The organism is Streptantibioticus rubrisoli (assembly GCF_024436055.1).
In the GTDB taxonomy this organism is placed as follows: domain Bacteria; phylum Actinomycetota; class Actinomycetes; order Streptomycetales; family Streptomycetaceae; genus Streptantibioticus_A; species Streptantibioticus_A rubrisoli.
In genome coordinates this window covers 64191-75723 of the sequence record NZ_JANFNH010000033.1, presented here as the reverse complement: position 1 = coordinate 75723, position 11533 = coordinate 64191, and the positions used below count along the sequence as shown (strand labels likewise).

The following is an 11533-nucleotide window of genomic DNA, read 5'->3' as shown; positions in this document are numbered from 1 at the left end:
GCCCACCCGCCCTTTCCCGGGGGCTTTGCCCCGGAGCCCCTGTTTCCGGGGCCTCGCCCTGGGCCCCGCTTGGGGGCTTCGCCCCCGAGCCCCCGCGTTTCGGGCGGGGCTTCGTTCCGGGCCGCGTTTCGGTGGGTTTTAGCAGTGGGCCCCGGTTTCTTCGGGCTTCGCCCGCTGCCCCGTGGGGGCTTCGCCCCCTCGCCCGGTGGGGGCGGGGGCAAGGCCCTTTTGGGGCTACAGCCAACCGTTGGTGCGCGCAGCGCGTACCGCTTCCATGCGGTTGCGGGTTGTGGTTTTGCCTATGGCTGATGACAGGTAGTTGCGGACGGTGGAGGCTGACAGGTTCAGCCTTGTGGCTATGTCGGTGACCGTGGCGCCGTCCGCCGCGGCGTTCAGGACGTCGCGTTCCCGGGAGGTGAGCGGGTTCGGGCCCGCGGTGAGCGCGGCGGCGGCCAGGGTGGGGTCGACCACCCGTTCCCCGGCGAGCGCTCGCCGGATCGCCGCCGCCAGTTCCTCCACCGGGCCGTCCTTGACCAGGAATCCGCTGGCCCCCGCCTCCATCGCGCGCCGCAGATAGCCGGGACGCCCGAAGGTGGTGAGGATCAGTACTCGGCACCGCGGCAGCGCCAATCGCAGTTCCGCCGCCGCGTCCAAACCGCTGCGGCCCGGCAACTCGATGTCGAGCAGCGCCACATCGGGCCGCACCTCCTTGGCGGCGGGCACGATCTCATCCCCGTCCGAGACCTGCGCGACGACCTCCATGTCGTCCTCAAGCCCCAGTAGCAACGCCAGCGCCCCACGCATCATGCGTTGGTCCTCGGCGAGGAGGACCTTGATGGGCTTCGCGGGATGCTGCTCGGGCGACTGCTCGGTCATGAGGGAATCGTATGGGCGTGACGGTCAGGGATTCGCGAAGTGGTCCTCCTCCACGGGCAGTTCGACGGTGAGTCGGAAGCCGCGGCGCGGCGCCGGGCCCGCGGTGAGGGAACCGCCCGCCATGGAGAGCCGTTCCGCCAGGCCCTTCAGACCGTTGCCGCCGGTCGGACCGCCGACGGCCTTGCCGATGCCGTCGCCGTCGTCGATGATGCCCAGGACCGCCCGCTCACCGCCGGTGTTCAGTTCTATCCGGCAGCAGGACGCTCCGCTGTGCCGTACCACGTTCGTCACGCCTTCCCGTAGCACCCAGCCCATCAGGGCCTCGGTCTGCGGCGGCAGCGGTGGGCCCGACTCGTGGACGGTGAGCGCTATGCCGGAAGCGTCCAGCGCGGAGCGGGCGCGGTCGAGTTCGGTGGCAAGGCTGCCGTCGCGGTAGCCGGAGACGGCCTCCCGTATCTCGGTGAGCGCCTGGCGGCTCACCGACTCTATGTCGGACGCGTGGCCGAGCGCGGCGTCCAGGTCGCGCGGGGCCAGACGGCGTACCGCCTCCGCCTTCACCGCCACCACCGACATGGTGTGGCCGAGCAGATCGTGCAGATCACGGGAGAAGCGCAGCCGCTCCTGGCTGACCGCCGTACGTGCCAACTCCTGCCGAGTGGCGCGGAGTTGGGCGATGACCTGGTGCAGCGAGAGGACCGCCGCGGTCACCAGGCCGGACAGGAGGGTTCCGTACGCGGTACCCGCGGCGTCCCAGAAGTCCCCGCTGTGGAACCCGGAGATCACCCCGTCCGCGGTGGACAAGGCGACCAGCGCCACGCCCAGTTGTCTGCCGCCCAGCGCCGTCCCGCAGGCCAGCGAGAGCATGATGAACAGCAGGGTCCAACTATGGCCGAAGGGGATGGCGGTCGCGAGGGCGATCGCGGCGAGCGCCAGCAGCAGACACCGTGGTCGCCGCCCGTCCTTGAGGCTCTCGTCGAACGCCGCCCTGACCGCCATCACATAGACCACGGCGAACGCCACCAGCGCGGAGTAGGCCAGCCATGCCGGTCCCACGCGGCCGTTTGCGACGTCGGCGCCCGGCGCGATCAGCATCGACAGCCACGGCATCATCGCGGCGGCGCCGGGCGCCTTCAGCCTCTCTATGTACGCGTCCAGTTCGGCGCCCCGCAGATGACGCATCTCATGGGCGTCGAGCGGGCCCTGTTGGCGGCGGCCCTTGCGGCAGCGCCATCGTTCCCTGGCGGCCCGAAATCCTTCGGTGCCCCAGGGCAGTTCGTTCCCCCGTGTCCCCGTCATTGTCCTTCGTCCATTCCGGTCGTGCTGGTCGGAATCCATGATGGGCCGTGCCGGACCGGGTGGCCATCGGGCGATCGGCTGCCGATGCGAACCGGACGGCTGATTCGCGTCTCATCCCTGCGGGGCGCCGAAGATCCACCCATTGGCTGACTGTACGTCAGGTATTCCGTGTGGAACCGTGATGCGTTATACAGAGCCCGTCGACTAGAACGCGTTCTATGCGTTACCAGACGATGGCCCTGAACGACCCCGGCGTGGTCGACGGTGCGGACGGTCGCGCCGGGGTCCCGACCCGACCCGTACCTTCGGGGCCACCGCCCCGGACCGCCGTGAGGAGCCGCGCAGATGCCGATCGACGTCGCCCGGGCCACCGCCGCCGAGGCCCGCAGCACCGAACTCACCTGGGGACACAAGGACGTTCAGCTCTACCACCTGGGCATCGGCGCGGGCCTGCCCGCCACGGACGCCGACGAGCTGCGCTACACGCTGGAGAGCCGACTGCACGTACTACCCAGCTTCGCCACCGTCGCGGGCGGCGGCATGGCCATGGCCGGAGGCATGGCCGCACCGGGCATCGACGTCGACCTGGCCGCCGTCCTGCACGGCGGCCAGCGGGTCGAACTGCACCGGCCGATCCCGGTCAGCGGCCGGGCCGTGCAGAAGTCAAGGGTCGCCGCGGTATACGACAAGGGCAAGGCCGCGATCATCGTGCTGCGCGCCGACGTGGCGGACGCGGACGGCCCGTTGTGGACCTGCGACACCCAGATATACGTGCGCGGCGAGGGCGGATTCGGTGGCGAGCGCGGCCCGTCCGCCCGCCTCGACCCGCCGCGGCGTGAACCCGACCGGGTCGTGGAGCGCGCCACCAGGCCGGACCAGGCGCTGCTCTACCGGCTGTCCGGCGACTGGAACCCGCTGCACGCCGACCCGGAGTTCGCCAAGCTGGCGGGGTTCGACCGGCCGATCCTGCACGGGCTGTGCTCCTACGGCATCGTGCTCAAGGCCGTGGTGGACACCGTGCTCGGCGGAGAGGTCGCCCGGGTGACCTCCTACGCGACCCGGTTCGCCGGGATCTTCTTCCCCGGCGAGACGCTGCGCATCCGCATATGGGTGCAGGAAGGGCGCGTCCAGGTGTCGGCCACCGCCGTGGAACGGGATGACGCCCCGGTGCTCGCCGACACCGTCATCCAGCACTCATAGCGAAGGGGACGCGTCATGCGCGCGGCAGTGCAACGGGAGATCGGACAGGACAAGCTCGAAGTCGTGGACGACGTCGAGGCGGTGGGATTCGGCCCCGGCAAGGTACGACTGCGGATCAAAGCCACCGGACTGTGCCACTCCGACCTGTCGGCGATGCACGGGGTGCTGCCACAGCCCGCGCCGTTCGTTCCGGGGCACGAGGGAGCGGGCGAAGTGGTGGAGGTCGGCGAGGGCGTCGATCGACTCAGGGCCGGGGACCGGGTGTTGGTGTGCTGGCTGCCCGCCTGCGGCCAGTGCCCGTCGTGCCAGCGCGGTCAGACCCATCTGTGCCTGACCGGATTCCTCAACGCCGCCGCCCCCAACTACCGCTGCCCCTCAGGGGATGTCTTCGGCTTCGCCGGAACCGGCACCTTCGCCGAGGAACTGGTGGTGGACGCCGCGTGCGCGGTGCCGATCCCGGACGACGTGCCGTACGAGATCGCCGCGCTCATCGGCTGCGGGGTCACCACGGGGATCGGCGCCGCGCTCAACACCGCGAAGGTGCGGGCCGGTTCGTCTGTCGCGGTGCTCGGCTGCGGTGGGGTCGGCATCTCCGTCATTCAGGGGGCGCGGGCCGCCGGTGCCGCCGAGATCGTCGCCGTCGACCCGGTCGCCGCGCGCCGCGAGGGCGCGGTGCGGTTCGGGGCCACCGAGGCGATCGGCCCCGAGGAGTTGGCCGACGCCAGGAACCGGGTCACCGGTGGTGAGGGTTTCGACTACGTCTTCGAGGTCGTCGGCCGTTCCGACACCGCCCGTACCGCGTATGAGACCACCCGGCGCGGCGGCACGCTCTGCGTCGTGGGCGCGGGTGCGATGGACGACTTCCTGAAAATCAACATGTTTGAGCTGTTCTTCGACGAGAAGCGCATACTCCCGTCGCTCTACGGAGGCGGCGATGTGCTGCGCTCCTACCAGCGGGTGATCAGGCTGTGGCGCGCCGGGCGGATCGATCTGGCCGGGCTGATCACGCATCGGGTGCGGTTGGAAGAGGTCAATGAGGCGGTGCGGCAGATGCGCAGTGGTGAGGCGCTCAGGACGTCCATCACCGTATGAGCCGTTCGCCCTGTTGGGGAGGGAGAGGTATGGCCGCGTTGCACGGCAGGACCGCCATCGTCACCGGTGCCGGGCGCGGCCTCGGCCGCGCCGAGGCGCTGGAGTTGGCCAGGCTCGGCGCGAGGGTCGTGGTCAACGACTTCGGGCAGCCCGGCCGCGACGGTACGGGTGAGGCGTCGGCCGCCCCGGCCGACCAGGTCGTGGCCGAGATCGTCGCGGCGGGCGGTACGGCGGTGGCCCACCACGGTGACGTGGCGGACTTCGGGCAGGCCGAGCAACTGGTCCAACTCGCCCTGCGCACCTATGGGTCGCTGGACATCCTGGTCAACAACGCGGGCATTCTGCGCGACCGGATGGTCTTCTCGATGTCCGAGGACGAGTGGGACTCGGTGGTCCGGGTCCATCTCAAGGGCCACTTCAACACGATCCGCTTCGCGGCGGCGCACTGGCGGGAATGCGCCAAGGCGTCCGGTGGCACCGTGTACGGGCGGATCATCAACACCTCGTCCGAGGCGTTCGTCGCGGGGTCGGCCGGGCAGCCCAACTACGCTGCCGCGAAGGGCGGAATCGTCGGGCTGACGACGTCGACCGCTCTCGCGCTGCGCAAGTACGGGGTGCGGGTCAACGCGATCTGCCCGCGGGCCCGTACCCGGATGACGCAGGACGTCTTCGAGGGGTTCGCCGCCCCGGCGCAGGGGGTGGATCCGCTGGCGCCGGAGCATGTTGCTCCGCTGGTCGGCTATCTGGCCGGGCCCGCCGCGGAGCGGGTCAACGGGCAGGTGCTGGTGGTGCACGGCGGGATGGTGGCCGTACTGGATCGACCACGCGTTGCCGCGCGGTTCGACACCGCGAAGGAGATGTTCTCCTACGCGGAGCTGGAGGAACTGCTCACGCCGTACTTCGCCGGGCGGGGGCCGGAGGAGACGTTCGCGGCCACCGAGGTGTTGGGCCTGCGGCACGGGTAGTTCCCGGCGGGCGCGGTGGGGCGCGGCTGGTCCGGCACCGCTGGGCCACGCCGCCGTGGCCGCTCGCCGCCGTGGCGGAAAAGGTGTGGGGGCGAGCCCGCCGGGGCTCGCCCCCAGGGCACTACTGCGGGCGGCGGTGCTTGCCGTGGGCCGGCGCTGTGTCGTCCTCTGCGGAGGCGGCGGAACCGCGGTGCCGTCCCCCCTCGGCCCCATGGGCGGCCGCGTGCTGGGTGCGGTCGTCGGTGCTTTCGGTGCGGGTTTCGGACATCAGGAGTCTCTCCGTGGGGATCGCTTAAGGAGATGGCGAATTGGGGCGGAAGCGTACACAACACGCTTATCACGGCCGCCCGTTCACACTCGATACCCATCGGTGGCCGGGTCGTCACGGCCGTACGGCCCCTGCGTCAAGTCTAACGGCGGACAAGATCCCTCGGCCAAGCCCCCTACCCTACCGCGGCGATCGGCGCCTGCCGCAGCGGAAGCACCCGGCTGACCGGAGCCGCCGTCGGCGCAGGTGTGCTCGGCTCCGGCCTGGGCGGCCGGGGCAACGGGCTCACCAGGGCGTCCGAGGTGATGTCCCGCACACCGTAGGGCTGTTCGGGACGCGCGTAAGGCAACCGCAGCGTGCCGCCCGACGACCACCACGCGCAGCCGACCAACCAGCCGGGCGGAGTGGGCAGCGGCCACAGCGCCCGGGCCGCCGGGCGCCACAGCACCGCGCGGCCCAGGATCCGCAGCACCACCGCACACGCCTCGGGCATCAGCAACTGCCCCGGCTGGATGGCGAGCGGCTCGATGGCCGCGGCGCCGTCCGGCTCCCGTAGGCACTCGGGGAAGCGCACCGGACGCCTGCTGTCCAGCACCCCCCAGCCCAACCGGTCGGTGCCCGGCGCGTTGCTGCGGACCAGCAGCAGTTTGCTGTCCGGATCGGCGAGCAGCAGTCGGTCGTCGCTCTCCTCGGTGATCTGCAGCAGCGGGCTGGTCGTTCCCGTGACCGGGTCGACCGTGATGGTCTTGGTGCGCCCCTCGTGGGTGCGGTCCAGGGCGAGCATCCGGCCGGTGCGGTCCAGCCAGACCCCGCCGGTGCAGTGGCCGTCGATCTCGGCGCGCTGCTCCAGTCCGGGGCCGCCGTGCACCAGCCAGACGGTAGACCTGCCGCCCGCGTACACCAGGGCGTAGACGGTGCCGCAGGGCAGCGCGGGCAGCAGCCGTACCGACTCGCCGTGCAGGAAGCCGACCGGCAGCTCCCCGGTGCCCGGTCCGGTCGGGTAGATCAGCGCCAGGTCGTGCCGCTCGGCGGTCCGGCGGCGGATCAGCACCCGGCCGTCCGGCAGCGGCAGCACCTGGGAGTCCGCCGCTTCAGGGCGCGGTCCTGGCAGCGGCACCGTGTACGGCTCGGGGCCGTTGAGCGTCCAGCGTTCCGGAAACCAGCCGGTGCCGTCAGGGTCCCCGCCCTGGGTGAGGCAGGCGGCGTAGGAGCCGTCCGCCGCGATGTTGAATCCCGAGCGTCGTGTGGCACCGGACGCTGCTGCGGTCTGTGTGGCGCAGGCCGTCATGTTCCGCGTCACCTCCGGCTCAGAAGCTAGTTTTCGTACTTCCAGCCGAACAACGCGAGTTGAAATGCTTCACACATAAGGGTGGCCGTCTTCCGGTTCGCCGCGGATCGGGGAGCGATGTGTGCTGTGTCCCTGGTTACCCAACGGTAAGGTGGCCCTTACCTCCCCTGCGCCCGCCGCGGAGGACTCCTGCGCGACCCGGCGAAGCAGCAGATGAACGCACCCCTCGGGGGATCCGGGGAGCCGGGGCGGGAGGTAACCTTCCACCCGTGCCCAAACTGTCCGATGTGATCGACGCCCTCGAAACCCTCTGGCCCCCGCACCGGGCCGAGCAGTGGGACGCCGTGGGCCTGGTCTGCGGAGACCCGGACGCCGAGGTGCGCCGGGTGCTGTTCGCCGTCGACCCGGTCCAGGAGGTCGCCGACGAGGCGGTACGCATCGGAGCCGACCTGCTGGTCACCCACCACCCGCTCTATCTGCGCGGCACCACGACGGTCGCCGCCACCGGGTTCAAGGGCAGGGTGGTGCACGGTCTGATCAAGAACGACATCGCACTGCACGTCGCGCACACCAACGCCGACCGGGCCGACCCAGGCGTCTCCGACGCGCTCGCCGCGGCCGTCGGACTGCGCATCACCGGGCCACTGGTCCCCGACCCCGAGGACCCCGCGGGCCGCCGCGGCCTCGGCCGGATCGGCGAGCTCCCCACGCCGCTGACGCTCGCCGAGTTCGCCGCCCAGGCCGCCCGCGCGCTCCCCGCCACCGCCACCGGACTGCGGGTCGCCGGTGACCCGGAACGGCAGATCCGTACCGTCGCGGTGTGCGGCGGCTCGGGCGACAGCCTCTTCGAAGAGGTGCGGCGCGCCGGGGCCGACGCGTACCTCACCGCCGACCTGCGCCACCACCCCGCCTCCGAGGCCCAACAGCACGGTGGGCCAGCGCTGTTGGACGCGGCGCACTGGGCCACCGAGTGGCCCTGGTGCGAGCAGGCCGCCGGGGAGCTGGACGAGATCTCCGACCGGCACGACTGGGCGCTGCGCACGCATGTCTCGCGCCAGGTCACCGACCCGTGGACGCTCCACGCACCGAGCACCGACCACACGTCCCCCATCACTAGTCCAGGAGCTTCCGCTTGAAAGCCGCGCCCGCCGACCAGATCCGACTTCTCGAAGTCCAGGCCCTCGACTCGCGTCTGGGGCAGCTGGACCACAAGCGCAAGAACCTGCCGGAGCACGCCGAGATCGAGCGGTTGAGCGCCGACGCCGCGCAGGTGCGCGACCTGCTGGTGGCCGCCAGGACCGAGGAGAGCGACACCGCACGCGAGCAGGCCAAGGCCGAGCAGGACGTGGACCAGGTGCGCCAGCGGGCCGCCCGCGACCAGCAGCGGCTGGACTCCGGTGCGGTCACCTCGCCCAAGGACCTGGAGAACCTCCAGCGCGAGATCGCCTCGCTCGCCAAGCGCCAGGGCGACCTGGAGGACGTGGTGCTGGAGGTCATGGAGCGCCGCGAGGCCGCCCAGGCCCGCGCCGCCGAGCTGGAGCAGCGGCTGGCCGCTGTCCAGGCCAAGGTCACCGAGGCCGAGGCGCGGCGCAACAGCACGCTGGAGGAGATCGACGCCGAGGGCTTCACCGCCGCCAAGGAGCGCGAGGTGATCGCCGGTTCGGTCCCCGGTGAGCTGCTGAAGCTCTACGACAAGCTGCGCGCCCAGTTCGGCGGCGTGGGCGCGGCCAAGCTCTACCAGAAGCGCTGCGAGGGCTGCCGACTGGAGCTGAACATCACCGAGTTGAACGAGGTGCGCGCCGCCCCGGCCGACGAGGTCGTACGGTGCGAGAACTGCCGCCGGATCCTGGTCCGTACCCCCGACTCCGGCCTGTGACGGCCGAGATGGCGAAGTTCGTCGTCGAGGCGGACGGCGGGTCCCGGGGCAACCCGGGCCCCGCGGGCTACGGGGCGGTGGTCATCGAGGCGGCCACCGGCCAGACGCTCGCCGAGCGCGCCGAGTACCTGGGCACCGCGACCAACAACGTCGCCGAGTACAAGGGGCTGATCGCCGGGCTGCGCGCCGCACGGGAGTTGGACCCGGAGGCGACGGTTCATGTGCGGATGGACTCCAAGCTCGTCGTCGAGCAGATGAGCGGCCGCTGGAAGGTCAAGCACCCCGACATGCGGCCGCTCGCCGCGGAGGCCCAGACCATCTTCCCGCCCGGCCAGGTGACGTACGAGTGGATCCCCCGCTCCCGCAACAAGCAGGCGGACCGACTCGCCAACGAGGCGATGGACGCGGGCAAGGCGGGTAGGCAGTGGGAGCCCAGGCCCTCGGCCGTGGGTACGCCCCCGCTGGACGGCGAGCGGCCCGCGGAGGCCGCCGCCGCGGTCCCGCCCCCGGTCGGCTGGGCCGCCGATCTCGGCACGCCGACCACGTTCGTGCTGCTACGGCACGGGGAGACGCCGCTCACCGCCGAGAAGCGGTTCTCCGGCAGCGGCGGCGGGAACCCCGAGCTGTCCGAGAAGGGCCACTGGCAGGCGCTGCGGTGCGCCGAGGCACTGGCGGCGCGCGGCAGCGTCCAGGCCGTCGTCAGCTCACCGTTGACCCGCTGCCGGCAGACCGCCGAGACCATCGCGACCCGGCTCGGCCTCGACGTACGGGTCGAAGAGGGGCTGCGCGAAACGGACTTCGGGGCGTGGGAGGGCCTGACCTTCGCCGAGGTCAAGGAGCGCTATCCGGACGACCTCGACGCCTGGTTGGCGTCCACCAAGGCCCAACCGACCGGTGGCGGCGAGAGTTTCGCGACGGTGGCCCGCAGGGTGGCGGTCACCCGTGACCGCCTGATCGCGCGTTATGCGGGGCGTACGGTGCTGCTGGTCACGCATGTCACTCCGGTCAAGACACTGGTGCGGCTGGCGCTTGGCGCGCCGCCGGAGTCGGTGTTCCGGATGGAGCTGTCCGCCGGGTCGCTGTCGGCGGTGGCGTACTACTCGGACGGCAACGCGTCGCTGCGCCTGCTCAACGACACGGCGCACCTGCGCGGTTAGGCGGCTCGGCGGGGGGCGAGGGTTTTACGGTTCCGCCGCCCGGGGGGATTGAGGCGAAGCCCCCCAGAGGCCGTGCCCTCGGTCGCCTGCGCTACGACATAGATCGCGCTGGAGCGCGTCAACATCGTCGAGTACGACTACCTGCGCACCATGCGGGCCGCTGAACTGGCCTGGCCGCGGGACCTGATCGCGGAACTCACACCTCGGTGACCAGCACGTCCAGCTTGCCCGGTGCGGGGGTCTCCACGGTGAACCCCAAGTCCCTTAGCATCACGCAGAGTTCGGCCGGGTCGCGGGGCGTCGCGCCGTCGGTGAGCAGCGCCCGTACCAGCCGCCCCTTGGTGGCCTTGTTGAAGTGGCTGACCACGCTGCGCTTCTCCATCCCGTCGACGGTGCGCACCTGAAGCACCCGGCCTGTCACCGTCCGCTTGGCCAGCTCGCCCTTGGGCTTCCACGCGGTGGCGTACGCGGCGGAGCGCAGGTCAAGCACCAGTCCGTCGCCCGCCGCCTCCGGCAGCACCTCGGCCAGCGGGGCGCGCCAGTAGGCGCCCAGCGCACCGAGAGCGGGCAGCTTGACGCCCATGGAGCAGCGGTACGACGGCACCGGGTCGTCCACGCGCAGCGCGCCCCACAGCCCGGAGAAGATCAACAGCGTGTCGCGGGCCCGGCGCGCGGAGCCCGCGTCCAGCGTCGACAGCCCCAGCGCGTCGTAGAGCACCCCGGTGTACAGCTCCCCGGCGGGCAGCGTCGGCGCGGACCGCAGTTCCGCGTTCTTGGCCACCTCACCGCGCAGCTTCGCGCCGAGGCCCAGCACGTCCAGCGCCTTGTCCGGGTCACCGGAGCAGAGCCCGACCAACTCGTCCAGCACCGTCCGCCGGGTTTCGGTCAGCCCCGGCAGCGACAGCGACCCCAGGTCCAGCGCGGCCCCGGAGCCCTCCTGGGCCTTGCCCTCGGACGGCGGCAGCAGGACGAGCACGGCACATCTCCCTCGTAGTCACGGCGTCACACCCCGGTGCAGCATAGGCGGCCCTGATCGTCCACTACGATGTCGGTACGGCAGACGAGCCGAGTGGGCGGTCGCGTCGGAACCTCTTGGGTTCCGCCGAGGAACGTCCGGGCTCCACAGGGCAGGGTGGTGGGTAACGCCCACCCGGGGTGACCCGCGGGACAGTGCCACAGAAAGCAAACCGCCGGGCGCCGAAAGGCACTCGGTAAGGGTGAAACGGTGGTGTAAGAGACCACCAGCGTCCAGGGTGACCTGGACGGCTAGGTAAACCCCACCCGGAGCAAGGTCAAGATGGGGTCGTCGCGAGACGGCCCTGCGCGGATGTTCGAGGGCTGCCCGCCCGAGTCCGCGGGTAGACCGCACGAGGCCAGCGGCAACGCTGGCCCTAGATGGATGACCGCCACCCGACGGGCCGCGAGGCCCCCGGGAACAGAACCCGGCGTACAGCTCGACTCGTCTGTCTCACCCCCTCCGGCCCTGGTCAGAGGGGGTGTTCCACTCCAACCTGC

At 71.5% G+C, this 11533-nt stretch carries 11 protein-coding genes and 1 other RNA gene; 7 read left to right on the top strand and 5 right to left on the bottom strand.

What is annotated here, in order from left to right; genetic code table 11:
- Positions 1–234: 234 nt before the first annotated feature.
- Both NON19_RS23470 and NON19_RS23465 read right to left on the bottom strand, forming a co-directional pair.
- Positions 235–876 carry a response regulator transcription factor gene (locus NON19_RS23470; protein ID WP_255930967.1) on the bottom strand — a complete coding sequence of 214 codons (642 nt, stop codon included), beginning with the start codon at positions 874–876 and terminating at the stop codon, positions 235–237.
- Between the two features lie 24 nt (positions 877–900).
- Entirely contained in the window at positions 901–2172 is a 1272-nt protein-coding gene (locus tag NON19_RS23465; RefSeq protein ID WP_255930965.1) for a sensor histidine kinase, read from the bottom strand.
- A 345-nt stretch (positions 2173–2517) separates the two neighbouring features.
- Here NON19_RS23465 and chsH3 point away from each other — a divergent pair, with 345 nt between their 5' ends.
- From chsH3 to NON19_RS23450, 3 genes are read left to right on the top strand one after another with little or no spacing between them, the layout of a single operon-like run.
- Positions 2518–3372, top strand: coding sequence for an enoyl-CoA hydratase ChsH3 (chsH3, locus tag NON19_RS23460; protein WP_255930963.1), 855 nt, complete (start codon positions 2518–2520; stop codon positions 3370–3372).
- 15 nt (positions 3373–3387) lie between these two features.
- Entirely contained in the window at positions 3388–4464 is a 1077-nt protein-coding gene (locus NON19_RS23455; protein ID WP_255930961.1) for a Zn-dependent alcohol dehydrogenase, read from the top strand.
- A 29-nt stretch (positions 4465–4493) separates the two neighbouring features.
- Complete coding sequence (locus NON19_RS23450; RefSeq protein WP_255930959.1) at positions 4494–5429, top strand: 3-oxoacyl-ACP reductase; 936 nt, start codon at positions 4494–4496, stop codon at positions 5427–5429.
- Between the two features lie 121 nt (positions 5430–5550).
- Here the strand turns inward: NON19_RS23450 and NON19_RS23445 are convergent, their stop codons facing one another.
- Both NON19_RS23445 and NON19_RS23440 read right to left on the bottom strand, forming a co-directional pair.
- Positions 5551–5697: a hypothetical protein gene (locus tag NON19_RS23445; RefSeq protein WP_255930957.1), complete on the bottom strand. Its 147-nt coding sequence runs from the start codon at positions 5695–5697 to the stop codon at positions 5551–5553.
- 175 nt (positions 5698–5872) lie between these two features.
- Positions 5873–6985, bottom strand: a complete 1113-nt coding sequence (locus tag NON19_RS23440) for a hypothetical protein (RefSeq protein ID WP_255930955.1) — start codon at positions 6983–6985, stop codon at positions 5873–5875.
- A gap of 269 nt (positions 6986–7254) precedes the next feature.
- Here NON19_RS23440 and NON19_RS23435 point away from each other — a divergent pair, with 269 nt between their 5' ends.
- From NON19_RS23435 to NON19_RS23425, 3 genes are read left to right on the top strand one after another with little or no spacing between them, the layout of a single operon-like run.
- Positions 7255–8121, top strand: coding sequence for a Nif3-like dinuclear metal center hexameric protein (locus NON19_RS23435; RefSeq protein ID WP_255930954.1), 867 nt, complete (start codon positions 7255–7257; stop codon positions 8119–8121).
- Positions 8118–8861 carry a zinc ribbon domain-containing protein gene (locus NON19_RS23430; protein WP_255930952.1) on the top strand — a complete coding sequence of 248 codons (744 nt, stop codon included), beginning with the start codon at positions 8118–8120 and terminating at the stop codon, positions 8859–8861. The genes NON19_RS23435 and NON19_RS23430 overlap by 4 nt, the downstream gene beginning before the upstream one ends.
- An 8-nt stretch (positions 8862–8869) precedes the next feature.
- Complete coding sequence (locus tag NON19_RS23425; protein WP_255930977.1) at positions 8870–10018, top strand: bifunctional RNase H/acid phosphatase; 1149 nt, start codon at positions 8870–8872, stop codon at positions 10016–10018.
- 196 nt (positions 10019–10214) lie between these two features.
- Here NON19_RS23425 and yaaA read toward each other — a convergent pair whose 3' ends face one another.
- A complete protein-coding gene (gene yaaA, locus NON19_RS23420; protein WP_255930950.1) occupies positions 10215–10994 on the bottom strand; it encodes a peroxide stress protein YaaA in 780 nt (259 codons plus the stop codon).
- Between the two features lie 85 nt (positions 10995–11079).
- On the opposite strand from yaaA, the gene rnpB reads away from it, so the two are divergent.
- Positions 11080–11484: RNase P RNA component class A (rnpB, locus tag NON19_RS23415), an RNA gene on the top strand.
- Positions 11485–11533 lie beyond the last annotated feature (49 nt).

Coding starts and splice junctions, on each gene's coding strand:
- NON19_RS23440 (WP_255930955.1), bottom strand. CDS start 6,985: ATGACGGCCTGCGCCACACAGACCGCAGCAGCGTCCGGTGCCACACGA.
- NON19_RS23450 (WP_255930959.1), top strand. CDS start 4,494: ATGGCCGCGTTGCACGGCAGGACCGCCATCGTCACCGGTGCCGGGCGC.
- NON19_RS23445 (WP_255930957.1), bottom strand. CDS start 5,697: ATGTCCGAAACCCGCACCGAAAGCACCGACGACCGCACCCAGCACGCG.
- chsH3 (WP_255930963.1), top strand. CDS start 2,518: ATGCCGATCGACGTCGCCCGGGCCACCGCCGCCGAGGCCCGCAGCACC.
- NON19_RS23465 (WP_255930965.1), bottom strand. CDS start 2,172: ATGACGGGGACACGGGGGAACGAACTGCCCTGGGGCACCGAAGGATTT.
- NON19_RS23470 (WP_255930967.1), bottom strand. CDS start 876: ATGACCGAGCAGTCGCCCGAGCAGCATCCCGCGAAGCCCATCAAGGTC.
- NON19_RS23425 (WP_255930977.1), top strand. CDS start 8,870: ATGGCGAAGTTCGTCGTCGAGGCGGACGGCGGGTCCCGGGGCAACCCG.
- NON19_RS23455 (WP_255930961.1), top strand. CDS start 3,388: ATGCGCGCGGCAGTGCAACGGGAGATCGGACAGGACAAGCTCGAAGTC.